We start from the raw sequence: 25,702 nt of genomic DNA, 5'->3' as shown, positions 1-25,702 counted from the left end.
GAAATCTTATACACCATACAAATACATAATTGCTCAGCGCATATTGTATAAGATTTCTCCTCACAACCAACGCTTAATCCCAACTGGTTCGTCGAAATGACAATTATTTTAAATTGGTAAATACGGAATCCTAAAGCAAGGATAATATTAGAAAGATGCAGCAGATGACTGAGAAACCGGAAATAAAAGTAGCCATACTTGACTTGTATGATGGGATAGCGAACGAGGGAATGCGTGGTTTCCAGGATATTTTAAAACGTTACAGGGCTGAACACAATTTAAATTTAAGTTACCAGATCTTTGATGTACGCCGTAAATGCGAGATGCCGGGCACCGGTTTTGATATTTATATTTCAAGCGGAGGCCCGGGTAACCCATTGGAAACAGAAGGTACCGAATGGGAGAAGAAATACTTTAACCTGGTTGATAAGCTGGAAGATTATAACCTGTCCAACAACAGCAACAAAAAAAATGTTTTCTTTGTGTGCCACTCGTTTCAGTTAATGTGCCGTCATTACAAGCTGGGCGATATCAATATGCGGCGCTCCCCGTCATTTGGCGTACTGCCGGTAAATAAAACCGGGCTTGGATTAAACGAGCAATTATTTAAAGGTTTAGGCGAACCATTTTATGCGGTTGATTCCCGCAGTTGGCAGGTCATCAACCCGGATGAAAAACGCTTTAAAGAGCTGGGTATGCAACTGGTGGCTATAGAAAAAGAACGGCCGCATGTTGATTTGCCAAGGGCGATGATGGCCATCAGGTATAATGATTATTTCTTTGCTACACAATTTCACCCCGAAGCCGATGCCGGAGGGATGAAGGGGATGTTGCTTCGCGAAGAAAAAAAAGACGAAGTGATCAGCGAGCACGGAGAGGTTAAATATCATGAGATGCTTGAACGCCTCGACGATCCGGATAAAATAACGTATACTCAGCGTACACTGATCCCTAATTTTTTGGATATGGCGGTTAGCCCCACCCAACCCTCCCCTAAAAGCAGAGGGCTTTTAGAGGTTAAAGAAGAATAAATAGTTTATTATAAATTATAATAAGAAAATCTCCCATGAAAGGGAGATTTAGAGGGGCTAATCATGATTCCATCAATCAGAAAAGTATTCAACGAAAAGTTTAGCACAGGAAAGTACAGCCAGTTTCTTGATAAACTCAATAGTGACTTAAAAGAACCCGTTCCTTTCCGTGTTGCGGAAACCCCCGTTTTTTTAACTGCTGATTTCCGTGATAAGCTTATCTCCGCCGGCAATGATATTGTTGATACTATCCTCAAGCCCAATTTCAAAGAACTTACAGAGCGGGCCATACCTGATTTTTGGCGGGTATCCAATGAAAATGATCATCCTCATTTTATCGCACTTGATTTTGGGATCTGTAAAGATGAGCAGGGTAATATCGTGCCAAAACTTATTGAATTGCAGGGATTTCCTTCACTTTACAGTTTCCAGGTGCATCTGGGAGATACTTATCAGGAGGTTTATGATATCCCCGCGGATGAAACCATCTTTTTTGGGGGACTGAAGGAGGAAAGTTACCTCGATCTGCTCAAAAAAACTATTCTTGGCTCTTACCAGTCCGATGAAGTTGTATTAATGGACGTAAACGCCCCAGAACAAAAAACAGCAGTTGATTTTTATCTCACACAAAAATACATTGGTACGCCGGTTGTATCGTTGAGCGACCTGATCCAGGATGGCAAAAAGCTTTATTACATGGCAGGCGATCAAAAGAAGCTAATTAAGCGCATCTACAATCGCCTTATTTTTGATGAAATAGCCGGTGATCCGGATATTTTTACCAAAGTGGCAGATATCAGGCAGCCCCTTGAGGTTGAATGGATCACACACCCCAACTGGTTTTATCGGGTCAGTAAATTCACCATGCCTTTTTTAACAGGCAATTACATTCCCAAAACTCAGTTTTTGCACCAATTAAAGCAAATCCCTGCTAATTTGGAAAACTATGTGCTTAAACCATTGTTCTCCTTTGCAGGTCAGGGTGTGATTATCGATATTAGTAAGGAAGACATAGAAACCATTACAGATCCTGAAAACTGGATCTTACAGGAAAAGGTGAATTACGAGCCTGTTGTGCAATCGCCGGAAGGTGGCGTAAAGGCCGAGATCAGGTTGCTTTATCTCTGGCCCGATGGGGATAAAAAACCCACACTTGCAACAAACCTTGCACGGTTAAGCCGTGGAAAAATGATAGGCGTACGTTATAATAAAGATTACAACTGGGTTGGCGGCACGGTTGCTTTTATGCCCCGTTAAACTTTGTACTAATTACCCTGTCTGTACGTATATATTAAATAATGCTTAATTTTGTCTTTATGAATATGCAGATCATCATTATCGCGATACTTTTTGCAGGCGCTGTTTTTTACATTGGCCGTATGATGTACAGGGCGCTTACTACTAAAAAAAGCTGCGGCGGCAATTGCAAATGCGGTGTTGATTTTTCAGGTATCGAACCCGGAAAAACCACCAAATAATGCCCAATTCTTATTTCATACAATCTTCATAAGTAACCTATACTTTTAATAAAGTAATTTTTCTTAATGTCATCAAGCAAGCAAGTTTTTCAGGCTGATAATCCCGGTAGGTGGAACCGTTTTAAATGGTTGAGCCGTGTACTACTGGCTGCATTGATTATTGGTATAATAGCCGTTATTGTTACCATCCGCTCAACCTATTACCCCGAGCTTCCCAACCTTAACCCTGCTCCCAAAAAAATGACCAGGGAGGAACTTGAGCAATTAAAAAAGTCAACGAAATTCAAATCGTTCAAAATTCAAAAATCTGAAATAGAAGCACTTGAGAGGGCTAAAAAATTACACCAGCTTAAACAACCTAATAATAAAGACCGTATAAACGCCGCTTTTTATCGTGCGTGGGAACCTCAGGCTTATAACTCGCTGGTGGTGAATATTGGCCACCTGGATATGGTAGTGAGCGAAGGCTTTTCTATATTACCTAAAACTGATACCGTTGTAACCAAGCTCGATACCGGGCTGATGAACCTCAATAAAAAATACAACAAGCCGATTATTGTATCACTGTCAAACTACGTAAACTACAACAACACACATGGCGGCTATGATACTAAAGATGTAGACCGTATTGTTAACAATAAAACACTTCGTAGTAATTTTATTAACAGCATAGCTAACTCGCTTACCAAAAACAAGTTGAAGGGTGTCAATGTTGATTTTGATGAGCTAAGGGACCGAAACAGTAAAAATTACATAGCCTTTCAAAAAGAGCTTTATACAACCTTGCATGCCAAAGGTTTCCTGGTTACTCAAAACGTAGTGCCGGAGGATGAAAGTTTTGATATCACAAAGCTCCAGCATGTAAACGATTTCCTGTTCATCATGGCTATTGATGAACATTATGAAGCAACCAATGCCGGCGATCTTTCAAATCAGCGCTGGGTTGAGCAAATCCTCGATGATGTATGTTCGAAAGTTCCGTCAGAAAAAATAATTTTAACATTCGCAGGCGGCGCCTACGACTGGCCCGAAGGCAGTGTAGGTAAAACTATAGGTTATCAGCAGGCTATCAGTACCGCCGAAGAGCAAAAAAGCAAGATCACCTTTGATCCAAATTCGGCAAATTTACACTTCACTTATATGGACAAGGACAGCCTTGACCATACCATTTACTTTACAGACGCGGCAACAAACTTTAACGTAATCCGCATGGCCGACGACTGGGCCACCGGCGGCGTGGCTTTATGGCGCTTAGGTGCCGAAGATCCGCGTTTGTGGACATTTTTCCAGAAAAACCTGTCGATAGACTCATTGAAAAAAACAGGTGTGGATATGCGGAAACTTACATCTGTAGGTTTAAACAACCGTGTAAATGTTGACTACGATGGTGATGGCGAGGTGCTTGACCTCATTACCACTCCTACCACCGGGGTAATTGATGTAAAAATGGATACATCTACATTTACTATTCTCGATCAGCATTATATAAAACTTCCCACTAAATATGTAATTCGCAGGTATGGTTATGCTCCCAAGAAAGTAGTTTTAACTTTTGATGATGGCCCCGACCCCGATTTTACCCCACGTATTTTAGATATCCTTAAAGCCGAAAAGGTACCGGCAGCATTCTTTGTTGTGGGTTCCATGGCCGAAAAAAACATACAGTTGCTGCGGCGCGAATATGAAGAAGGTTATGAAATAGGCAACCACACCTTTTTTCATCCTGATATTTCAACCATCAGCTTAAAACGGGTGATACTGGAGCTTAACTCCACGCGCAAACTTATTGAATCGGTAACCGGCCGAAGCACTATCCTGTTCCGCCCGCCATTTAATGCCGATGCCGAGCCGCAAACCCTTGCCGAGGTTATTCCGGTTGCAGAAAGCCGCCGTCAAAGCTATATTACCATCGGCGAATCTATCGATCCCTGGGATTGGCAGCCCGGCGTTACTGCCGATAGCATTATTGCCCGCACCATAAGGCAAAAAGATAACGGATCAATGATATTACTGCATGACGCAGGAGGTGATACCCGTGAAGAGACCGTTAAAGCCCTTCCTGCAATCATTCATTACTTTAAATCGCAAGGATACCAGTTTACCACCATTGCCGATGTACTGGGCAAAACTAAGGATGATCTGATGCCGCCGATTAAACCAGATCCAAGCACAGGCATTTTCGGGCCCGCCTATGATGTTTTTATCCATGGTTATTACTATGTAAACTGGGCGCTGATCTATATATTCCTGTCGGCCATATTCCTGGCTATTGGCCGCATTGTGCTTATTGGCATTTTGGCTGTAAGGCAGCGAAGCGTGGATAAAAAATCCAAAAAGCTTGATCGCAATACCGATGTGATGCCTGCCGTGAGTATCATAGTTCCTGCTTACAACGAGGAAGTTAACGCAGTAGCAACAATACAAAGCTTGCTTAAAACCGATTATCCATCATTCGAGATTATTTTTGTTGATGACGGATCAAAAGATAAAACATTTGAGGTTGTAGAATCCGCCTATAAAGGTAATCCGCTCATCAAGATCCTAACCAAACCAAACGGAGGTAAGGCATCAGCGTTAAACTTTGGTATCACCCATGCCCAAAATGATTTTGTGGTTTGTATTGATGCCGATACCCAACTCAAAACAGATGCGGTTTACCAGCTCATGACCTACTTTACCGATGAGGAAATTGGCGCGGTTGCCGGAACCGTTAAAGTTGGAAACGAAACAAATATCATTACGCGCTGGCAGTCGATAGAGTATATCACTGCGCAAAATATGGACCGCCGTGCGTTCGACCTCATTAACAGTATTACCGTTGTTCCCGGGGCCATTGGGGCATTCCGTAAATCGGCCATTTTCCGTGCGGGCGGCTTCACTTACGATACCCTTGCCGAAGATTGCGACCTTACCATGCGCATACTTAAACAAGGCTACGTGGTGCGTAATTGTGCCGAAGCCATTGCATATACCGAAGCGCCCGAAACAATAAATATGCTACTGAAACAGCGTTTCCGCTGGAGTTTTGGCGTAATGCAAAGCTTCTGGAAAAACCGGGATGCATTGTTTAACAAAAAGTACAAGTTTTTTGGAATGGTGGGGATGCCTAACATCCTGATTTTCCAAATCATATTACCGCTGTTCTCCCCTCTGGCAGACTTGATGATGCTATTCGCCCTGTTCGGTGAGAAACCCGAAAAGATGCTGCTTTATTACGTAGCATTTGTGGTGGTTGATTTTATAGTGGGTATCATCGCTTTCCGGATGGAAAAGGAAGACTACAAGAAACTCATCTATATCATTCCGCAGCGTTTTATGTGGCGGCAGTTAATGTATTACGTGCTGTTTAAATCGCTACGAAAAGCATTGAAAGGCGAATTGAGCGGATGGGGAGTGCTTAAGCGCACCGGTAATGTGAAAGTTGATGGCTCGGGAAGCAAAAAAGCACAGCCGATATATATGGTAATTGGCGTAGCGATAATTGCGGCAATTGTGTATTTATTATATAAACATTACAGTTAAACAAACAGCCTGTGGCTTACAAATACATAGACTGAGTTTTGCTGCGTGCAAACTCATCAAAATTGGTGACCAACTAAAAACTTTAGTTCGCTACCAGTTGTTTATATCTCTGAGAAAAGACATTATAACACAGTTAAAACCTTATACCGATTTTACCGATCTGATTTTTGATTGCCTCGGACAATCAAAAATCAGACATTGTTAATCTGAATAAAGTCAATGAGTTGAATTTTTTTTTGAAGAGCTAAAACACAATATAGTAGTAAAAAAAGCCATAATAAAGGTATAGCCATGGAGAACAGCTTCATTAATGCCTTATTTAAGTGCCCTACTCCTTTTCAATCAAACAAACCGCATAAGCCACAACACCTTCTTCACGACCTATAAAACCCATTTGCTCGTTTGTGGTAGCTTTAATGGAAATATCTTCTTCGCTAATAGCCGCAGCTTCTGCTATGTATGTTTTCATTGCAGGGATATGCGGGTTGATCTTCGGAGCTTCAAGACATACCATAGCATCAATATTGCCGATGGTGAAACCCTTTTCTTTGATTAGGGCAACCACATGCTGCAAAAGGACCAGGCTGCTGATGCCTTTCCAACGGTCGTCTTTATTTGAAAAGTGAAAACCTATATCGCGCAGGTTTGCCGCCCCCAGCAGGGCATCGCAAATGGCGTGTAACAATACATCGGCGTCTGAGTGGCCATAAGCACCAGCGTGGTGCTCAAGTTTAACCCCGCCTAAAACGAAGGGGTGATTTTCCTTTAACTGGTGCACATCAAACCCAAAACCTACCTTAATTTTACCCATTATCTTTTAGAAGCATTTGTTGTACCGCCAAAATTTGCCGACAAAGTGAAGCGCAAAGTATTGGCCAGGGCACTATTTTGCTGGCTGGCTGCCAGATATGAAAAGTCAAAATCAAAAACACTGTACTTAAACCCAATACCCATGGTAACATAATGCCTGTCGCCTTTGTTGGGGTTTTCATAAAAATAGCCTGCCCGTACAGCAAACTGTTTGTTGTACCAATATTCAACACCCGGCGAAAAGCTGATCTCTTTCAGCTCTTCACTGAAACCACCCGGTGCATCGCCAAACGATTGAAAAAGACCCGCCGGCACCGATACATTATCATCCTTGCCTTTGATGATCTTACCATCCTGATCGCGCAGCGGCGGGGTTGGTACCAGCAGTTTGTTGATGTCAAAGGTTGCTGTAAACTCATTAACATCATCTAACTGCCAGGTGTTAGCCACACCTAATTTCAAGTTGGCCGGCAAAAAATACTTGTTGCCCACATCGCTGTAGCTGATTTTTGTACCAATATTTGAAATGTGTGTTCCAAATGCAAAAGTATTGCCATCACCATAAGGCGCTGTATAGTACAATGAAACATCTGCAGCAAAGGCATTCCCCGCCTTTGCTGCCTGGCTTGAGCCGGTAGCGAATGAGATACTTGATATATTAGAATGAATGTATCTCGCAGTAAGGCCTAACGAAAAATTATCCCCAAACTTACGGGCAAATGACACATCTAACGAATACTCGTTTGGTGTGTAAGTACCCTGGTCGTTTGTATTATCGTCGGTAAGCTGAATGGAACCATAATTAAAATACCTGAGCGAAGCGCCTATTGTATTCCGCTCATCAATTTTATGGGCATAACTCAGGTATGATAAGCTGATATCAGGAACAAGGTGCCTTAACCAGGGGCTGTATGATACAGACAACGCATCATTACTTTCTAAAAATGCAAGCTTTGACGGATTCCAAAAATTTGCATTTACATCCGGCGACAAAGCCACGCCTGCATCCCCCATAGCCCCCGAACGCGAATCAGGTGAAATATTTAAAAAAGGCACTTCGGTGGGAATTGCATTGATACTACTTCCGTTAGGATTTGTTTGCGCAGTTGCAGCAAGTGGCAATAAAAATGGGGTAATAATAGCAAGGCCTCGAAATGTAAAAAACTTCATTTGTAGGAGTTAGGTTTTAACAATTTGTATTTTATAAATATAGGACCATGACTTGCTTCACATTTTCAAGTCTGCACTTTTGCTGTAAGTTAAATCAAAAATTTAAATCAACGCAACTAATTTCATTAATTTTTCGTTAAAACCCCCGATAATTGTAGTATTTATTTCTAAATAATGGTTCATTAGCATAAGCACTGTATCCATTTTTTTATAAATTTACCACTTAATATAACTGTAAAAATATGAAAATACTTTTTACTAAAACTGCTCTGGGATTGTTGGCTTTAGGTGCCGTGATGAGTAGCTGCAGTAAACGTGAGCAATCGCAAAAAACGGGTATAACTTATAACGATAAAAACAACGGCGGTTATGAGCGTTTCAGGCAAAGCCATCCATCTCCGGGCCCCGGACTGGTGCCTATTGAGGGTGGTACTTTTGTTATGGGAGGCAGTGCCGACCAGGACATAACTTACGATTATAATAATGTACGCCGCAGGGTTACCGTACCCTCTTTTTACATGGACGAAACCGAAGTATCAAATCAGGATTGGCTTGATTACCTGCATTGGATAAACATTACTTTCCCGCAGGATCGCGAGTTATATTACAATGCGGTGCCTGATACATTGGTTTGGCGCCATCCCTTATCTTATAATGAGCCATATGTAGATAACTACCTGCGTCACCCTGCTTTTCAGGATTATCCTGTTGTAGGCGTAACCTGGGACCAGGCACAGGATTATTGCTCATGGCGCACCGACCGTACCAACGAAAATATTTTACGCGAAACCGGAAAAATGGTAGCGTGGAAAGATATGGGCAAAAAAGGTGGTGGCGGTGACGCCGGCATTGCAGCAAACGGACAACCTTTTAATACTGATATTTACCTGAACGGCCAGATGACCGGGGCAGGCATTGATGGCAAAAAAATGATGCCTAACCTGAGCCCTAATGCCCAGGCAGGTACAGGTAAGGGCGGCAAAGCCGTTAGGCCTGTACGTATGGAAGACGGGATCCTTAAGCAAGCGTATCGCCTACCATCAGAAGCCGAATGGGAATATGCAGCATTGGCCCTTGCGGGAAACACCCAGTTTGAAAACATCGATGATGGCAAAATATATACATGGAACGGTATGGGTGTACGTTCGGCAAAAAAGAAAACACGCGGCCTAATCATGGCAAACTTTAAACGCGGCAACGGTGACAATGCCGGTGTTGGCGGTTACCTGAACGATAAGGCAGACATTACCGCCCCTGTACGTTCATATGCACCTAATGATTTTGGCTTATATAACATGGCGGGTAATGTTAACGAATGGGTTGCTGATACTTACCGCCAAACATCATTTGAGGAGTTTGAAGATTTTAACCCTTTCCGCGGTAATGAGTTTTCAAACAAACGCCTTGCAGATCCAAGCAAAGGACTTTATGCAAAAGATAAATACGGCAAGCCAATTAAAGATCCGGCACATGCTAATAAGAAGCTAAAATACAGCGAACTTTTAGCTTTACAGCAACAAAATACCGTCGCGCAAAGCGCCAATCCAAACGCGCCGGTTGCAACTACTCCTCAAACAGGTTCATTGCCGGCTGATTCATTGCTACCTAAAAACTCGGGTAAAGCTTACAATCCGGATGCGAGGGGCGAAAAAGACGAAGTTAATAAAGCTCTTTACGGTGCAACCACGCTGGTTAACGACCATTCTAAAGTATACAAAGGTGGATCATGGAACGATATGGCGTTTTGGCTAAATCCAGCTACCCGTCGTTTTATGGATCAGGACGAGGCGAGTGCAGAGGTTGGTTTCCGCTGTGCAATGACCTTGGTTGGCGCTCCTGAAATTAACCCTAATGGCAAACCACATTACCCGGTTAAAAAAGCTAAGCCGTTTAAAACACGATAATTTTTATAACAGATATTTGAAACAAATAAGGCCTTTCAGTAATGAGAGGCCTTATTTGTTTAACCAAAATGCATTATCACCAATCAGTATAGATCTTGCTCAACAATGGGCTATCCGTCAATCGGCTCAACCCATTGACTTCGCCAGGCCGGGGCTTCGAAGGGATCCGCGAAATACTGTGTTTCACGTATTACCTTGTCCTCACGAAATTCCATAATGCTTACCGTGTAAGCCAGCTGCTCCTGATAGTTAATAGTATATCCCGTGACCCAGGTATCACCTTTTCCCAGCATCCTCCTGACACGGAACCCGATGGCTTACCCGGATGATGCCCGCGCAAGGCCTGTAAATTAATGCGCCCAAAAATCCGCTCGCCCGACTGGGGATAATCACAGATCACATCATCATGGTAGATTTCATGCTCTGCGTGTATCTCCCCGGCTGCCGATGCCTGCCAGTGAGCATTCAGGGCGACAGGTATTTGTTGTTCGTCCATGGTATTGGATTTTGGATATCTCGATTAACAAAAAATCCCGATGATTGATAGTCACCGGGATATAAATATCTAAAAGAATACAATTGTTATTGATACCCTTCGTTTTGTGTTAAGTTGGGGTTAGCATCACGCTCACGTTTTGGGATCGGGAAGACCAGTTTTGGCGAGTTCCACTCAAAAGTATCTGCCACATTTCCGTCTTCATCTGTAGTAACTGTACTCCCTTTGTAGCGTTTTAAATCAAACAACCTGAAACCTTCAAAAGGGAGTTCCACACGGCGTTCATTCTCTACTGCATCACGTAACGCCTGCTTACCGCTTGCAACAGTTGTATTGGCTAATCCGGCCCGGTTCCTTACAACATTCAAATCAGATTTAGCACCTGTAAAATCGGGGGTAGTTTTTTGCGACCTGGCTTCTGATCTGATCAAATACATTTCGGCAAGCCTCATCACAATCACGTTGCCAAATTTATTGTTAAATTTAGCGGTGTAATTATCCCCATCATTATAAAACTCATCAGCCCTTGCGTCCCCCGGTTCATATCGGGCGAAGTGCTGGTCGTTGATTACGGTTTCACCCCTGCCTGCAAAATCAGCACTTGCAAATACCTCGTTTAATGCATTGAAACCTGATTGAGGTGATATCTGGATAGCAAACACATCTTCGCTTGAGTTGAATACGCGTGTCGCCTGTTCATAATTTTGGAACTCGTCCTTAAAAACAGGTACCAAAGAGTATAAACCTGAACTTATTACCTTAGTAGCTTCCTGTTCGGCAAGTTCAAATTTTTCCTGTGTGAGATATATCCGCGCGAGCACCGCTGAAGCATCGGGTGAGTTAGCGAATGATGTTTTATACGTATCCAGTTTTGCTTCGGCGTCTGTAAGATCTTTTATGGCTTGTGCATAAACTTCAGCAACTGTGTTGCGTGAAGGCTTCTGAATACCAGGGATTGAAGTTGTTGGAGTTAATATTATTGGTACAGCCGGATTTGAAGCCGGCGTCCCATCATTCCATGCTTTAGCAAACACCCTTGCCAAATCAAAATAGATCATCCCCCGCAAAAACTTCGCTTCACCCTCCACTCTGTCCTTATTGGCAGCATCAACCAGATTTAAGTTGGTCAAAACGTTGTTGCACACGTTAATAGCATTATACCCGCTATCCCAAACACCTTCAACAAAAATATTATTAACGGTTATCGCTTTATTTGCCAGTTCGGTATATTCTGAAAAAGTTCCGAAATATGAAAAGTCGCCATCGTCAGCTAAAAAGTCGGTGGTTGATTGAAACCGGCCTCCATATAGGCCCCTTAAGCCGGCGGCCGTATAAGCACCAACAAGTACGCCCTGAACATCTTTTGAAGTTTTAATTGCAAGGTCCTGCTCAACAGAATCCTGGGGTTTTATATCCAGTTGCTTTTGGCAGCCGGAACTATATAGCATTGCTAATGTACTCAATGCTATAATTGTATATTTAGTTTTTTTCATTGTTCTTCAGCTTAAATTAAAATCCCACGTTTATACCAAAAGTTATAGTTTTAGCCTGAGGTGCTGCATAAAAATCATACCCTTGGGTAATATTTCCCGAAAATGCATCCGAATTCAGCTCCGGGTCCCAGCCTTTGTATTTTGTCCAGGTGGCCAGGTTAGTAGCTTGAGCGTAAACTCTTAAGCTCGATAATTTAATCTTGCTTATCCAAGCTTTCGGGAAGTTATACCCTAACACAACATTTTTCAAACGCACATATGAACCGTCGTCCAGGAACCTTGAGCTCGGATTAACACCATTTCCACCAAACAAACGAGCTTGGGGTACATTGGTAATTTGTCCGGGCTTAGTCCAGGCCTGCAGCTGATCACGGGTTTGGTTATCAAAACCATTATTAAAACCAACTGACATGTACTGGCCACCGCCGTTATAAATTTGGTTCCCATTAACTGATTGTATCAGAAAACTAAAATCTATACCCATGTAACTGATACTGTTATTTAAGCCTGCGATATATTTAGGATTCGGATTACCAACTACAACAGGAACCGCCTGGTTATAATCATTAGTTTTGGTACGGTCTCGTTTACCGTTGCCTAAATCGGCATTTTTGTAATATAAGGCATCACCATTTGCAGGATCAGCACCGGCAAACTCCGGCGCTACAAATATGCCCAAAGGCTGACCCTCCATAGCGCGGTTAACAGCATCACCACTACCGGTTATTATCTGTCCTTTAAGGTCTGTAATTTTATTGCGGTTGAATGAGATATTAAAGCTTGTATTCCAGGTTACTTTACCCACAAGATTTTTTGAATCTATTTGGATTTCTAACCCCTTGTTCTGCAATTTGCCAAGGTTTTGTGTAATGGTAGTAAATCCGGAAGTTGCCGGTACCTGTACATTCAACAGCAGATCTTTTGTTTTCTTCAGATAAACATCAAACTGCCCTGCTAAACGACCTCCGAGGAAAGCTATATCCAAACCTATATCCGTTTGAGCAGTAGTTTCCCACTTTAAATCGGGGTTTGGTAATTGTGTAGGCCTTGCACCGGCAACACCAGCGTAGCCAAACTCTGTATACAGCCCCCGTGCAGGGAAATTGCCTATTTCGGAATTACCTGTTAAACCATAGCTACCCCTTAATTTTAAATCGGATATCAGCCTCTGCTTTTTCATGAAACCTTCTTCAGAAACTATCCACCCAACAGAACCTGCAGGAAAGAAACCATATCGGTGATCAGCGCCAAACCTCGAAGATCCGTCGATACGACCACTTACTGATAACAGGTACCTATCATGGTATTTATAATTAGCCCTTGCAAAATAAGATAGCAATGAATAAGCTGTTGAAGAAGACAAAGCGCTGGTGATACTTGCCGAACTGGTTAATTTCTTGTAAGCATCACTTGGAAATTGTTCACCATTTAACGAATTCAGATCGTTTTGCTGTCTTTGGTAAGTCATACCGCCAACCGCGTCAATAGTGCTCTTTCCAAAATCTTTTAAGAAATGCAAAAAGTTATTGGTATTGAAATTAATAGAAGTTATGGATGAGTTAAAGCCTACTCCATTATTAGTACCTGAATTACGCGCTGTCAAGCTACCTGAATAATTATCCTCAGTTGAATTTAAAATATCAACTCCAACTTCACTCCTGAAAGTCAAAGACGGTAATATTTTAATCTCTCCAAAAACATTACCGAGATTTCTGTAGTCAGTAGTAATGAAATAGCTATTCTCGGAATTTAACAGCGGATTAAAATATACCGGAAAATTACTATTAGGTAATCCCGTAGCCGGGTCAAGTTGACCACTTAATAAACCGGTACGCGGATCAATTACTGGCGTTATAGGCGACAAGGCTACGATTTGCTCAGGAGTAGAAAAAGCATTGTCATTATCCAAACGATGGTTTTGCGTACGCGAAACACTCAAATTAGCCCCAATTGTCAACCAGTTGTTAGCCTGGTTCTCGATATTTGTACGTAGGCTGTATTGATTGATCTGGTTTTTCAGTATCCAGCCTTTTTGATCATTATACGTGCCAGATATGTAAAACTTTGTTTTTTCAGTTCCTCCCGAAAACACGAGGTTATAGTTTTGAACGGGAGCATGTTGGGTAATCTGATCCTGCCAATTGGTATTTACACTTGTATTTGCATAATCTGTATTTCCTGCTGCATACCTGATTAAGCGGGTCTTCGCATAACTTTCCAAACCACCCGCAACAGCAGCTGATTGAACAAGATTTAGATATTCTTTTGAGTTTAAAAATTCACGCTCACGGGTCGGCTTACTAAAACCATAATATTGGTTATAAGTAATTTTTGTTGAACCTGCTTTACCCTTTTTTGTGGTAACCAAAACAACACCGTTTGATGCTCTGGAACCATATATAGCTGCAGCAGAAGCATCTTTTAAGATATCAATAGACTCAATATCATTTTGGTTCAAATCCACAAGTGGATTGGTGGATGCTCCGTTACTTGAAAAATCATCTACGGTGATCGGTAACCCATCAACAACGTATAATGGCTGGCTGCCCGCTGATACAGAAGATGCACCACGTACCCTGACTTGGATGCCCTGCCCTAATTTACCATTTTGGGCCTGGATATACACACCAGGGCTCCGGCCTTGTATAGCCGATTCAAGGCTTGGTACAGGAATATTCTCTATATCGCCGCCCTTAATTTTTGAAACAGAGCCTGTTAACGAACGCTTGCTTTGTGTACCATATCCTACAACTACAACTTCGTTAAGCACTTTTGAATCGGTGGTTAACTGCACATTTACGTTGGCTCCATTTATTGAAACTTCATGAGGGAGGTATCCCAAAAAGTTAAAAGCCAAAACTTTGGCGGTAGCAGGTACACTTAATTTGTAACTTCCATTAATGTCGGTTTGGGTGCCCACTCCTGTTACGCCTTTTACGGTTACGCTTACTCCCGGTAAGGGCGAGCCGTCTTTCTGGTCGGTTACTTTACCTGTAATAACCCGGTTTTGAGCAAAAACCATAGCCATACAAGAAAACAGTAACATGACTGTTAGTAGATGTTTCTTCATAAAAGTTAATATTGTTAATTAAGAAAGTAAGTTCGTAAAAAAAATGTGCAGAAACAACAAAAGCCTTAAAATTACGTTCAGTTCATTGCAAAAATGTTATTATCGCATATTTAAGCGATAACACTTAGTTAAAACGACATTAAGATTTGCCCTTTTTCAACTTTATCTCCTGATTTTATTAATATCTTTTCTACAACAACATCGGCCGGCGATTTAATAATATTTTCCATTTTCATGGCTTCAAGCACAAAGAGATTATCACCTTTTTTTACGATATCTCCTTTATTTACAAATACTTTTAAAACCAAACCTGGCATGGGGGCTTTTATTTCACTAATCCTGGCACTGTTTAAATCACTAAATCCAAGCTTATCAAGTAATATATCAAACTGATCTTTAGCGGTAATATGATAAATATGATTATTAACCTTTACTTCAGCAGTTTTTTCGTCACCGTTAAAATTAACTATCTCGACATTGTATGAGCGGTTGCTTTCAATAACATGATAGATTCCCGGCCTTAACTGTTTAATATCGGCTTCACTTTTAAACCCGTTAATAAGTAAGCCTGCAGCAACGGTTCTTTCAGCTTCAATACTGTAGCGTTCATTAATACTCAATTTATACATAGGATTTGGATTTGAGGATAAGCGGTTTATTTATTATTTGTTTAGGGGATTGGTATAAAGCTAAACATATTATATATAAGCTGAAAGCAAAATGCAAAAAGCTTATTATTATTCAATTGCTTTATATAAAACCTTTAATAAATCCCGTATAATTTCACTTGCAATACAGCAACGAGTAAATTAAACCCTAAACTGATAGTGCTAAAAAGAATCACCGTATGAAAGCTTCAGGTAAGAGCAGCTACTATTGAGTAAAAATATACTGAATTAAATTTGCGCCCATTTTAAGAGCTTTTTGGCGGGCTTCCTGGGTATCGCCGGCATAGGTACCATAATCCTCCCAGCCATTGCCTAAATCGCACTCATAGGTATAAAAGCAAACCAGTCTGCCCTTGTATATCAAACCAAAACCCTGGGCGCGCTTGCCGTCATGTTCATGAATTTTGGGCAGGCCGTTCGGGAAGGCATATTTTTGATGGTAAATGGGGTGATTTACCGGCAACTCAACAAAATCGAGCTCAGGAAACACCTTTTTCATTTGCGGCCGAATATATTGGTCGAGCCCGTAATTATCATCGATATGCAAAAAGCCGCCGCCGGTGAGGTATTTACGCAGGTTACGGGCTTCCTGATCGGAAAAGATCACGTTACCATGCCCTGTCATAAAAGTGAAAGGATAATTAAATAAAGAAGCACTGCCTACTTCAACCACCTCATCATCATCATCAAAATTGGTTTTGAGGTTTTCGTTACAGAATTTGATCAGGTTAGGTAACGCTGTACGGTCGCCATACCAATCACCGCCACCGCTGTATTTGAGGCGTGCAATTTTATAGGCAGGGGCATTAAAGCTGCTCATTGCTATAGCTGCAAATAAAACAACCAATGCTAACCTTATTTTTTTCATCACCTGTTTAAAAAATTCACCTCAAAGCAAGCCTCCAGCGCAGCCGTTTCCGTACGCAGGCGACTTGTACCTAAAGATATCGGTTTAAAATCGTTTTGTAAAGCCTTATCAATCTCAGCCGGAGCAAAATCCCCTTCCGGGCCTATCAATATTAAATAACGCCCCTGCGGGGTTATTTCGTCTTTCAGATTAAATTTCTCTCCGGGCTCGCAATGAGCAATAAATTTTTGCCCCTTAAAAGGTTTATCAAGTAGTTGATTTAGCGTTACAGGCTCATTTAATATGGGGTGATAGGCCTTAAGGGATTGCTTGATAGCCGCCGTAATAATTTTATTTAAACGCTCTGTTTTGGCTTCCTTACGTTCCGACCGCTGGGTGATAATTAATGACACCTCATCAATACCTATTTCTGTAGCTTTCTCTAAAAACCACTCCAGGCGTTCGATATTTTTTGTTGGTGCTACCGCAAGATGCAGGTAATGGTTACGTTTTTCAAACTCGGTGTTTACCGATGTTATTTTTAGAATGGTACGCTTAGGGTGTGCATCATGGATCTGAGCTGTATATAAGCCTCCTCTTCCGTCAATCAATTGTACCTCGCTGCCTGTTTCAAGGCGCAGTACACGTATGGCGTGTTTGCTTTCCTCTTCGCTCAGAAAATATTGGGGATGCGAGGCATCAATATCAGGTGTATAAAAAAGTTGCATTATGAATAAGCAGATTAATGTAAATCTACTGCATCTTCTTCATTTATCAGTAATTCGAGTTTAACTGATTCTATATTCTGGTCAGATTTTTTCAACACGGTGATATTGTACCCGTTGGATTCTTTTTGCTCACCAACATCGGGGATCTTTCCGAAGATATCACCAAGCCAGCCCGATACGGTATCAAAGTCGCCATCTTCAGGTAAATCATGCGGTAAATGCTCATTTACATCATAAATAGATGCAAGTGCATTTACTATAAACTCACGTTCGTTTACCTTTTCAACAATTGGCTTTTCTTCATCATACTCATCCTGGATCTCTCCCACCAGTTCTTCAACAATATCTTCCAATGTAACCATGCCTGCCGTGCCGCCAAACTCGTCAAGTACAATAGCTATCTGGATACGCTTTTGCTGCAATTCGGCCATCAGATCGTTGATCTTTTTGGTTTCGGGGATGAAATACGGTTTGCGGATAATATCTTTCAGTACGATCTCTTCATTACGGGCCAGTAGTGGCAAAATATCTTTGGCGTGTACAATACCGATGATCTTATCTATCACATCGTCATAAACCGGCATCCGCGAATAACCTTCGTTGATGATCATATCCAGCAGCTCTTCTTTGGTTGAAGCGATATCGACTCCCGAGATTTTGGTACGCGGTACCATGATGTTTTTTACCACACGCTCGTTAAAATCAAACACGTTCTGGATCAGTTCGTGCTCATTTGAGTCAAGTGCGCCGGTCTCTTTACCTTGCTCCAACAAGTATTGCAGTTCTTCCGAACTATGATGGGTTTCACTGCCTTCAACGGTGCTTATACCCAATAATTTCAGAATGAAATTTGCAAAATTATTAAGTACCCATATAAATGGCCTGAAAACTACAAAGAAGAACCTGAGTGGCAATGAAACAGCCATCACTGTACGTACCGATTTTTGGATAGCTAACGATTTAGGCGCAAGCTCACCAAAAACAATGTGCATGATGGTAATAACGCTAAAAGCCAGGATATGACTGGCCGTGATATAACCGGGAGAAAGGGTTATGCCGACGCTCAGGAAAGCGCGGATAACGATGTTAGTGGCAACCTCCTCACCTACAACACCGAGCGCCAGCGAAGCAATGGTAATACCCAGCTGTGTGGCAGCCAGGTAACCATCTAAATTATGCAATATGCCCCGGGCAACTTTGGCTACGCCACTGCCGCCTTTGGCCCTAATTTCAATTTGCGAACCCCGAACCCTTACCATGGCAAACTCCGCGGCTACAAAAAAGCCATTGAGTAAAACCAAAAACATGGTAGCGAAAATGTAAAATAAACTAATCTCGTAATGTGCGGGGTCCATTTATTTATGATTGATACACAGGGAACGTAGACTTGTACAGCTCCAAACTCTCGGTTATCACTTTATGCGCATAACGTACACCTAACAAATGTTCGATGGTTACGTTTTTGCCTTCCAATTTTTTGTAGTCTTTAAAAAAGCGAACAATTTCGGTCATGGCATGTGGAGGCAATTCGTTTAAGTCGTTAATATAATTTACCGACATGTCATTTTTAGCCACTGCAATGATCTTATCATCCTGCTCACCATTATCAACCATGTGCATTACACCTACTACCTTAGCCTCAATGATAGACATAGGGAAAACGTCAATTGAGCAAAGTACAAGGATATCCAAAGGATCTTTATCATCGCAATAGGTTTGAGGGATAAAGCCGTAGTTAGCCGGGTACATTACAGATGAAAATAATACACGATCGAGCTTCAGTAAGCCTGACTCTTTATCAATTTCATATTTCGCTTTTGATCCTTTTGGAATTTCAATAATAGCGTTTACTATTTCAGGGATATTATCACCTGGTGAAACCTGGTGCCATGGATGCAGAGTACTCATTTATCTTTATTATATAGTATATAAAATTATTAACTAATCTATTTTTTCGTTTTTTTCACGAAGTTTCTTTTTAACATAAGCAATAACCAGCGGAATTGTTGTAATTACAATCAGTCCCAGTACAATGTATTGCAGATAATCCTTCAGTTGAGGGAACCTTCGCCCTAAAAAAAAACCGCCCAGCGTAAATACACATACCCAGGCTACGCTGCCAATAAGGTTATAAACTGAAAATCTTTTTACATCAACCTTAACAACACCTGCAAATATAGGAGCAAATGTTCTAACAATAGGGAAAAATCTCCCTAAAATAAGCGCCATCCCTCCATGTTTGTTGTAAAACTCACTGGCCAGTACTACGTAGCGCCGCTTAAAAAATAGTGAGTCGTTTTTATTGAATAATACCGGCCCCGTTCGGTAACCAAACCAATAGCCTGTAAAATTGCCTAATACTCCGGCGCCTATCAATGACAATACCAGCGTAGTTATAGAAACATCAACTTTACCAGCGGCACACAATAAACCAGCCATAAACAGCAGGTAATCGCCGGGCAGAAAGAAACCAAAGAATAAACCGGTTTCAGCAAAAACAACAATAAGCAAGAGATAAAAACCACCCCTGCTTATTATGGATTGTGCGTCAGTTAAATTTTGAAGGTATTCCCAGAAACTTTCCATTCACTATATCTGTAAAACTACAAATATTATATCAATTTGCAGTTATCAATACCGATTATATGAAACGGGCTATAAGATCGGGATAAACACCAATAAGGATTGTGGCGAGAGCTGAAAGCGCGAATACTACTTTATAATAAACCGGCACAGTAAGCTCTGCGCGTTCGTCGGTACGGAAGTACATGGCGATGATGACCCTGAAATAGTAAAAGATACTAATGATAGCGTTAATCACAGCTATAATAACTAAACCGATATGATAACGGCTTACCGCTCCCGAAAACATGAAGAATTTACCGATGAAGCCCGCAGTAAGCGGAATCCCCGCCAATGAAAGCATGGCTACAGTTAACACAAAGGCAAGGAACGGGTTCTTCTTACCCAAACCATTAAAGCTTTCAAAGTTATCACTTCCACCTTGTTGCTGTACTAATATTAAACCGCCAAACGCAATGATTGAAGCTATCGAGTATGCTGTCGCATATACAAATACCGAATTACCTGAGGCAGCGCCTAATGACACGATTGCAAATAATAGGTAGCCGGCGTGAGAGATACTTGAAAATGCAAGCATCCTCTTAAAGCTTTGCTGATACAACGCGGTGATATTGCCTATAAATAAGGTAATGATAGTAATTACAAGTATTATTGGTGTCCAGAAGTCAGATAATGGCTGGAAACAGGCAGAGAACAAACGCAGGAAGGCTGCGAATCCCGCTGTTTTAACTACTGTAGACATGAAAGCCGTGATCAGCGTAGGCGCACCTTCGTATACATCCGGTGTCCAGAAATGAAAGGGGGCTGCACCTACTTTAAAACATAAACCTACAATGATCAGGGCTATGCCTGTATAAAACATAGGGTCGATATGTGGATGGTTAATTACATACTCCCTGATAGTATCGATATTGAATGAACCCGACGATCCGTACAACAGCGCCATACCAAACAGCAGGAAACCGGTTGAAAAAGCACCCATCAAAAAGTATTTCAAAGCTGCTTCATTTGAAGCGAAATCGCTCTTTTTAATACCCGCCAGGATGTATAAGCTCACCGACATGATCTCGATGCCGATAAACAGCATCACAAGGTTATTAAACGATACCATTACGATTATGCCTGTCAGTGAAAACAGGATAATAGCATAATATTCCGCCGTGTGCCTGCTGATACGCTCAAAGTAACCTTTTGACAGCAACAGGATCAGGATAGTAGATATAATGGTAACGCTTGAAAATACAACCGAGAAATTATTGAACAACAGCATGCCGGTATAAAGCGGCTCAGCTGTATCTTTTGAAGTCCATTGGCAAATTGCAAAACCCAAAGCAGCCAGCAATCCTATAACAGTAACGGGCAGCAAAGCCTTTTGCGCTTTATATAACCCTAAATACAGCAGCACTATAGGTAAAACAGATATGATGATTATAGTATTCATTCTTTTCTTTAAAATCTTAAACCTACATTGTAAACTTTGAACCTATCTGATTTACCAGTTGCGTTACCGCAGCTTCAGAGATATGCAGAATAGGCTGAGGATAAATTCCCAATACAATAACCAGGGCACAAATGATGCACAACGTCAACTTTTCAGTACCGCTAACATCAGCAAAAGTCGCTGTAAGCGGGTTGGTTTCGCCCTGCATTACGTTTTTATAAAGGCGTAACATGTAAACCGCACCAAAAATGATGGTAAGGCCCGCAACGGCAGCCAGTACCAGGTTTACATAGTGCAGTACGCTAAAATCAAATACACCTTTCAGCAACAGGAACTCGCCGATAAAACCATTGGTAAGCGGTAATCCCACTGTACCTAATAATATGATCAGGAAACCTATTGCAAATTTAGGGGCTACCTTCGCGATACCGCCAAGCTGATCTATCTCACGGGTGTTCAGCCTGCGGCTGATGATGTCCCAGATAAAGAACATACCAACAACGTTAATACCGTGGTTAAGCATCTGAATCATGGCGCCCTGAACACCGGCAATATTCCAGGCAAAAATACCCGCAGCAATCAAGCCAACGTGTGCTATTGATGAATAAGCCACCAAACGTTTTCCGTCTTTTTGTTTAAAGGCGATAATAGAAGCATAAACTACACCTATAACCCCAAGGATCATGGCCAACGCCTGGAAATGATAAAAGCCAAGCGGGGCATTAGGGATCATCCAGCGGATAGCACCGTAAATACCCATTTTAAGCATGATACCTGATAACATCATGGTACCGCCAGATGGAGCTTCGGTATAAGTATCAGGCTGCCAGGTATGGAAAGGGAACAAAGGCATCTTGATGGCAAAGGCCAGAAAAAATGCCCAGAAGATCCAGCTCTGATGTTTAACATCCAAAGTCATTTTATAAAAATTGTGGATGTCGAAAGTTTTGTCTGGAGATTGGAGGTACAGGTAGATAATGCCTACCAGCATGAACAACGAACCGGCAAAGGTGTAGATGAAAAATTTAATGGTAATACGGATGCGGTTTTCACCTCCCCAAAGGGCACAAATGAAGTAGATCGGGATCAATGCCGCTTCCCATCCAACGTAAAACAAAAATCCGTCGAGGGCGGTAAATACAACCAGCATACCAGCCTGCATAAACAGGATGAGACCATAAAAGGCACCTTCATTTTTGTATTGATGCTGATAGGTTGTTAAAATAATTAATGGTACAAGCACCGTGGTTAACAAAACCAGGATCATACTGATCCCGTCGATACCGGCACTGAAGTAAATTCCAAAACTGCTGATCCATGGCACATCAATTACAAACTGGGTTGATGCATCCGGAACAAACTTGCTTAAAAATATAAGCGCTATTACCAGTTGGGCAACAGAGAAAAATAATGCAGCATGTTTAGCTATCCCGTTTTTAAGTAGGGCAGTTATAACAGCGGCAACTATTGGCAAAAAAAGTAATATACTAACGGTCATTTTTATGTTGCTAAACGCTTATCGTTTATATTTTAGTTAATCCAAATACGCTATATACTAATACCGCGATAATTCCCAGTACCATTACAAATATGTAGAACCCTACGTTACCGGTTTGCAGCAGGCGCAGGCCTTTACTGGTTTCAATTGTTCCTCTGCCAATCCCGTTCACCAAACCATCGATACCTAAACGCTCTATGATGTTATAGAAGAAGGTTGAAAGCCAGTCGAGTGGTTTGCGAACAATCAGGTCATAAAGTTCATCAAGGTAAAACTTGTGGTATGACAGACTTGTAAGTGCCGGGCGCTCTTCAGTATCAGCAACAGGTACACTGCCATTTTTAGCATATTTCATATAGGCATAAGCCATAGCAGCTAAAGCCAATGCTACCGAAGTGCCCATTAACGCGTATTCAAGTGATTCGGACAAATGATGCTCGCCCAAAATTTCGTTTGATTTATGGAAAACAGGCTCAAGGAAATGTGCCAGTTCATGATGTCCGTGTAATACTTCCGGCACACCTATAAAGCCTCCTAAAATTGAAAGGATAGCTAATACGATAAGCGGAATAGTCATTGTTGGAGGCGATTCATGTAAATGATGCTCCTGCTCATGAGTACCACGGAACTTTCCGTAAAATGTAAGGTACATCATCCTGAACATATAGAATGAAGTTAACATAGCGGTTAATACACCTACGGCCCAAAATATAGGGCTATGCGCGTAAGCATGTGCTAATATTTCATCTTTTGAAAAGAAGCCTGCCAACGGAGGAATACCGGCAATAGCTACAGTACCAATCATCATGGTGGTAAATGTAGTTTTAATCTTGCCTTTTAAGCCGCCCATTTTGCGCATATCCTGTTCGCCGCTCATAGCGTGGATCACAGAGCCTGCACCAAGGAATAATAAAGCCTTAAAGAAAGCATGTGTTAACACGTGGAAGAAAGCACCTGTATAAGCACCAACCCCCAAACCTAAAAACATATACCCTAATTGAGATACAGTTGAATAAGCCAATACCTTTTTAATATCTGTTTGCGTTAATGCAATAAGAGCCGCGATAAGCGCCGTGGCCAAACCTACATAAGCAATGATCTCCATTGTATCCGGAGATAAAGTGTAGAATATGTTTGAGCGGGCAATCATATAGATACCGGCTGTAACCATGGTAGCAGCGTGGATCAAAGCCGAAACCGGAGTTGGGCCGGCCATCGCATCAGGCAACCAGGTAAATAACGGCAACTGCGCAGATTTACCGCAGGCACCAATGAATAGTAAAATGGTAATGATAAACAGTGGACCAGCGCCTGATTTCATAACAGCTGCCTTCGGGAAGATCTCTGCAAACTGGATGCTACCGAAAACATAAATAATGGTGAAGATGCCTAATAAGAAACCAAGGTCACCGATACGGTTCATTACAAACGCTTTCTTCGCTGCATCTGCATAATCAGGGTTGGTAAACCAGAAACCGATCAGCAGGTATGAGCACAAGCCTACGCCCTCCCATCCAATAAACATGATGAGGTAGTTTGAACCTAAAACCAGCAGCAGCATGAAAAAAACGAACAGGTTGAGATAAGCGAAAAATTTCCCGAAACCTTCGTCGTCATGCATGTAGCCAATAGAATACAGGTGGATCAGGAAGCCAACACCTGTAATGATCAGCAGCATGATAGCGCTTAACTGATCTATAAGGAATGCGAAAGGAAATTTTAATGACCCAACCGCAAACCAGGTAAAGTAGTTGACATTAATAGGAACTCCGGTTGATTTTACCTGGAAAAAAGCTGCAATGCTTAAACCAAATGATACCAGTACAAGCAAACTGCCAATAAAGCCAATTACACTTTTTGATAATGAATTACGGCCAAGTCCGTTTATAACAAAACCGGCTGACGGTAGTATTGGAATAAGCCAGATATATTTATCCATGTTCGATGTTGTACGTTTTACGCGTTACGTTATACGTTTTTAATTATCTAATCGCTATTGCGGGAAAGAGGCAACAACGTTTGTTTTATTACTAATCAGCTATTACAATTCCGAAATTGAAACTCCGAAATCGGAAATACCTGTTACCATTTCAACCTGTTTAGTACGTTGATATCAATTGAGTTTGTATTACGATAGATCATCACGATAATAGCCAAACCAACTGCAACTTCAGCAGCGGCCAGCGCCATGATAAAAAACACGAATACCTGCCCGGTTGCATCACCCCTGTATACCGAAAACGCGGTAAGCAAAAGGTTAACCGAATTAAGCATCAACTCAACCGACATGAAGATCACGATGGCATTACGGCGGATCAATACGCCCATTACGCCTATAGCAAAAATGATTGTGCTTAACAATATGTAATGATTAAGCGGCACGGCGTGCATAGTATTTGTTAAACTTTCCATTATGCTGCTTTAGGTTCTTTTTCTTTAGTAGCCAATAATACCGCACCTACCATAGCTGATAAAAGCAATACAGATGATATTTCAAATGGCAATAAAAATTCGTTGAACAATACTTTACCTAAGTTTTTTACAAGGCCCAGATCAGGGTTTTGTAACAATACCGGGTTTGATGCGCCCATCAGTTTAAGTGAAGATGCAACAGCTACAGCCAAGATGCCGCCGCCAAAAACACCAGCTATTTTAACCATGAAAGGCTTTACAGGCTCCGACTCCTTGTTAAGGTTGATGAGCATCAGCGTATACAGGAACAATACCAATATAGCGCCCATGTACACGATGAAGTTTACAATCGCCAAAAATTGAGCGTTAAGCAAAATGTAGTGAATGGTGAAAGTAAAAAAGGTAAGGATCAGATAAAGGATACTATGTACCGGATTTTTGGCCGAGATTACCAATATCGAAAAGAATATGGACAAAAATGCGATGAAGTAAAATGTACTCATGTTTTTATTTACAAAATACCTTTACCCTTTTAGGCAGGGCAAAGGTAT

21 protein-coding genes are annotated in these 25,702 nt (G+C 41.6%); 5 read left to right on the top strand and 16 right to left on the bottom strand.

Features of this window, described 5'->3' with window-relative positions:
- The first annotated feature begins 164 nt into the window (after positions 1–164).
- From BLS28_RS28615 to BLS28_RS28600, 4 genes are all read left to right on the top strand, one after another.
- Positions 165–1,031, top strand: a complete 867-nt coding sequence (locus BLS28_RS28615) for a type 1 glutamine amidotransferase (protein WP_091175865.1) — start codon at positions 165–167, stop codon at positions 1,029–1,031.
- 63 nt (positions 1,032–1,094) lie between these two features.
- Positions 1,095–2,288, top strand: a complete 1,194-nt coding sequence (locus tag BLS28_RS28610) for an ATP-grasp domain-containing protein (RefSeq protein ID WP_091175832.1) — start codon at positions 1,095–1,097, stop codon at positions 2,286–2,288.
- Between the two features lie 41 nt (positions 2,289–2,329).
- Positions 2,330–2,509, top strand: coding sequence for a FeoB-associated Cys-rich membrane protein (locus BLS28_RS28605; RefSeq protein ID WP_243770706.1), 180 nt, complete (start codon positions 2,330–2,332; stop codon positions 2,507–2,509).
- A gap of 66 nt (positions 2,510–2,575) precedes the next feature.
- Positions 2,576–6,031 (top strand): trifunctional glycoside hydrolase family 18/polysaccharide deacetylase/glycosyltransferase family 2 protein, encoded by a 3,456-nt coding sequence (locus tag BLS28_RS28600; RefSeq protein ID WP_091175827.1) that lies wholly within the window; start codon positions 2,576–2,578, stop codon positions 6,029–6,031.
- Positions 6,032–6,359: 328 nt separating this feature from the next.
- On the opposite strand, the gene ispF is transcribed toward BLS28_RS28600, so the two are convergent.
- Positions 6,360–6,842: a 2-C-methyl-D-erythritol 2,4-cyclodiphosphate synthase gene (gene ispF, locus BLS28_RS28595; protein ID WP_091175825.1), complete on the bottom strand. Its 483-nt coding sequence runs from the start codon at positions 6,840–6,842 to the stop codon at positions 6,360–6,362.
- Complete coding sequence (porV, locus tag BLS28_RS28590; protein ID WP_091175822.1) at positions 6,842–8,011, bottom strand: type IX secretion system outer membrane channel protein PorV; 1,170 nt, start codon at positions 8,009–8,011, stop codon at positions 6,842–6,844. The genes ispF and porV overlap by 1 nt, the downstream gene beginning before the upstream one ends.
- Before the next feature lie 242 nt (positions 8,012–8,253).
- On the opposite strand from porV, the gene BLS28_RS28585 reads away from it, so the two are divergent.
- On the top strand, positions 8,254–9,915 hold the full coding sequence (locus tag BLS28_RS28585) for an SUMF1/EgtB/PvdO family nonheme iron enzyme (RefSeq protein ID WP_091175819.1): 1,662 nt from the start codon (positions 8,254–8,256) through the stop codon (positions 9,913–9,915).
- A gap of 220 nt (positions 9,916–10,135) precedes the next feature.
- On the opposite strand, the gene BLS28_RS28580 is transcribed toward BLS28_RS28585, so the two are convergent.
- From BLS28_RS28580 to BLS28_RS28515, 14 genes are all read right to left on the bottom strand, one after another.
- On the bottom strand, positions 10,136–10,411 hold the full coding sequence (locus BLS28_RS28580; protein ID WP_218134520.1) for a hypothetical protein: 276 nt from the start codon (positions 10,409–10,411) through the stop codon (positions 10,136–10,138).
- An 86-nt stretch (positions 10,412–10,497) separates the two neighbouring features.
- Complete coding sequence (locus BLS28_RS28575) at positions 10,498–11,904, bottom strand: RagB/SusD family nutrient uptake outer membrane protein (RefSeq protein WP_091175817.1); 1,407 nt, start codon at positions 11,902–11,904, stop codon at positions 10,498–10,500.
- A gap of 16 nt (positions 11,905–11,920) precedes the next feature.
- On the bottom strand, positions 11,921–14,974 hold the full coding sequence (locus BLS28_RS28570; RefSeq protein ID WP_091175816.1) for a SusC/RagA family TonB-linked outer membrane protein: 3,054 nt from the start codon (positions 14,972–14,974) through the stop codon (positions 11,921–11,923).
- A gap of 128 nt (positions 14,975–15,102) precedes the next feature.
- Positions 15,103–15,603 (bottom strand): acyl-CoA carboxylase biotin carboxyl carrier protein subunit, encoded by a 501-nt coding sequence (locus tag BLS28_RS28565; protein WP_091175814.1) that lies wholly within the window; start codon positions 15,601–15,603, stop codon positions 15,103–15,105.
- Between the two features lie 244 nt (positions 15,604–15,847).
- Complete coding sequence (locus BLS28_RS28560) at positions 15,848–16,510, bottom strand: DUF4159 domain-containing protein (RefSeq protein WP_176844586.1); 663 nt, start codon at positions 16,508–16,510, stop codon at positions 15,848–15,850.
- Positions 16,510–17,217, bottom strand: coding sequence for a 16S rRNA (uracil(1498)-N(3))-methyltransferase (locus BLS28_RS28555; RefSeq protein WP_091175812.1), 708 nt, complete (start codon positions 17,215–17,217; stop codon positions 16,510–16,512). The genes BLS28_RS28560 and BLS28_RS28555 overlap by 1 nt, the downstream gene beginning before the upstream one ends.
- Before the next feature lie 14 nt (positions 17,218–17,231).
- Complete coding sequence (locus tag BLS28_RS28550) at positions 17,232–18,572, bottom strand: hemolysin family protein (RefSeq protein ID WP_091175810.1); 1,341 nt, start codon at positions 18,570–18,572, stop codon at positions 17,232–17,234.
- 4 nt (positions 18,573–18,576) lie between these two features.
- Entirely contained in the window at positions 18,577–19,125 is a 549-nt protein-coding gene (locus BLS28_RS28545; protein WP_091175807.1) for an inorganic diphosphatase, read from the bottom strand.
- 33 nt (positions 19,126–19,158) lie between these two features.
- Entirely contained in the window at positions 19,159–19,803 is a 645-nt protein-coding gene (locus tag BLS28_RS28540; protein ID WP_091175805.1) for a DedA family protein, read from the bottom strand.
- A gap of 55 nt (positions 19,804–19,858) precedes the next feature.
- Positions 19,859–21,241, bottom strand: coding sequence for an NADH-quinone oxidoreductase subunit N (locus BLS28_RS28535; RefSeq protein WP_091175804.1), 1,383 nt, complete (start codon positions 21,239–21,241; stop codon positions 19,859–19,861).
- Positions 21,242–21,263: 22 nt separating this feature from the next.
- Complete coding sequence (locus BLS28_RS28530) at positions 21,264–22,739, bottom strand: complex I subunit 4 family protein (protein ID WP_091175800.1); 1,476 nt, start codon at positions 22,737–22,739, stop codon at positions 21,264–21,266.
- 25 nt (positions 22,740–22,764) lie between these two features.
- Positions 22,765–24,678, bottom strand: a complete 1,914-nt coding sequence (gene nuoL, locus BLS28_RS28525) for an NADH-quinone oxidoreductase subunit L (protein WP_091175797.1) — start codon at positions 24,676–24,678, stop codon at positions 22,765–22,767.
- 143 nt (positions 24,679–24,821) lie between these two features.
- Entirely contained in the window at positions 24,822–25,151 is a 330-nt protein-coding gene (nuoK, locus tag BLS28_RS28520; RefSeq protein WP_090533902.1) for an NADH-quinone oxidoreductase subunit NuoK, read from the bottom strand.
- Complete coding sequence (locus tag BLS28_RS28515; RefSeq protein ID WP_091175794.1) at positions 25,151–25,654, bottom strand: NADH-quinone oxidoreductase subunit J family protein; 504 nt, start codon at positions 25,652–25,654, stop codon at positions 25,151–25,153. The genes nuoK and BLS28_RS28515 overlap by 1 nt, the downstream gene beginning before the upstream one ends.
- Positions 25,655–25,702 lie beyond the last annotated feature (48 nt).

It is taken from the genome of Mucilaginibacter gossypii, assembly GCF_900100945.1.
Lineage (GTDB): Bacteria > Bacteroidota > Bacteroidia > Sphingobacteriales > Sphingobacteriaceae > Mucilaginibacter > Mucilaginibacter gossypii.
The sequence above is the reverse complement of the archived record's forward strand: the minus strand, read 5'-3'. Positions and strand labels throughout refer to the sequence as shown.

Coding starts and splice junctions, on each gene's coding strand:
- BLS28_RS28615 (WP_091175865.1), top strand. CDS start 165: ATGACTGAGAAACCGGAAATAAAAGTAGCCATACTTGACTTGTATGAT.
- BLS28_RS28610 (WP_091175832.1), top strand. CDS start 1,095: ATGATTCCATCAATCAGAAAAGTATTCAACGAAAAGTTTAGCACAGGA.
- BLS28_RS28605 (WP_243770706.1), top strand. CDS start 2,330: ATGCTTAATTTTGTCTTTATGAATATGCAGATCATCATTATCGCGATA.
- BLS28_RS28600 (WP_091175827.1), top strand. CDS start 2,576: ATGTCATCAAGCAAGCAAGTTTTTCAGGCTGATAATCCCGGTAGGTGG.
- ispF (WP_091175825.1), bottom strand. CDS start 6,842: ATGGGTAAAATTAAGGTAGGTTTTGGGTTTGATGTGCACCAGTTAAAG.
- porV (WP_091175822.1), bottom strand. CDS start 8,011: ATGAAGTTTTTTACATTTCGAGGCCTTGCTATTATTACCCCATTTTTA.
- BLS28_RS28585 (WP_091175819.1), top strand. CDS start 8,254: ATGAAAATACTTTTTACTAAAACTGCTCTGGGATTGTTGGCTTTAGGT.
- BLS28_RS28580 (WP_218134520.1), bottom strand. CDS start 10,411: ATGGACGAACAACAAATACCTGTCGCCCTGAATGCTCACTGGCAGGCA.
- BLS28_RS28575 (WP_091175817.1), bottom strand. CDS start 11,904: ATGAAAAAAACTAAATATACAATTATAGCATTGAGTACATTAGCAATG.
- BLS28_RS28570 (WP_091175816.1), bottom strand. CDS start 14,974: ATGAAGAAACATCTACTAACAGTCATGTTACTGTTTTCTTGTATGGCT.
- BLS28_RS28565 (WP_091175814.1), bottom strand. CDS start 15,603: ATGTATAAATTGAGTATTAATGAACGCTACAGTATTGAAGCTGAAAGA.
- BLS28_RS28560 (WP_176844586.1), bottom strand. CDS start 16,510: ATGAAAAAAATAAGGTTAGCATTGGTTGTTTTATTTGCAGCTATAGCA.
- BLS28_RS28555 (WP_091175812.1), bottom strand. CDS start 17,217: ATGCAACTTTTTTATACACCTGATATTGATGCCTCGCATCCCCAATAT.
- BLS28_RS28550 (WP_091175810.1), bottom strand. CDS start 18,572: ATGGACCCCGCACATTACGAGATTAGTTTATTTTACATTTTCGCTACC.
- BLS28_RS28545 (WP_091175807.1), bottom strand. CDS start 19,125: ATGAGTACTCTGCATCCATGGCACCAGGTTTCACCAGGTGATAATATC.
- BLS28_RS28540 (WP_091175805.1), bottom strand. CDS start 19,803: ATGGAAAGTTTCTGGGAATACCTTCAAAATTTAACTGACGCACAATCC.
- BLS28_RS28535 (WP_091175804.1), bottom strand. CDS start 21,241: ATGAATACTATAATCATCATATCTGTTTTACCTATAGTGCTGCTGTAT.
- BLS28_RS28530 (WP_091175800.1), bottom strand. CDS start 22,739: ATGACCGTTAGTATATTACTTTTTTTGCCAATAGTTGCCGCTGTTATA.
- nuoL (WP_091175797.1), bottom strand. CDS start 24,678: ATGGATAAATATATCTGGCTTATTCCAATACTACCGTCAGCCGGTTTT.
- nuoK (WP_090533902.1), bottom strand. CDS start 25,151: ATGGAAAGTTTAACAAATACTATGCACGCCGTGCCGCTTAATCATTAC.
- BLS28_RS28515 (WP_091175794.1), bottom strand. CDS start 25,654: ATGAGTACATTTTACTTCATCGCATTTTTGTCCATATTCTTTTCGATA.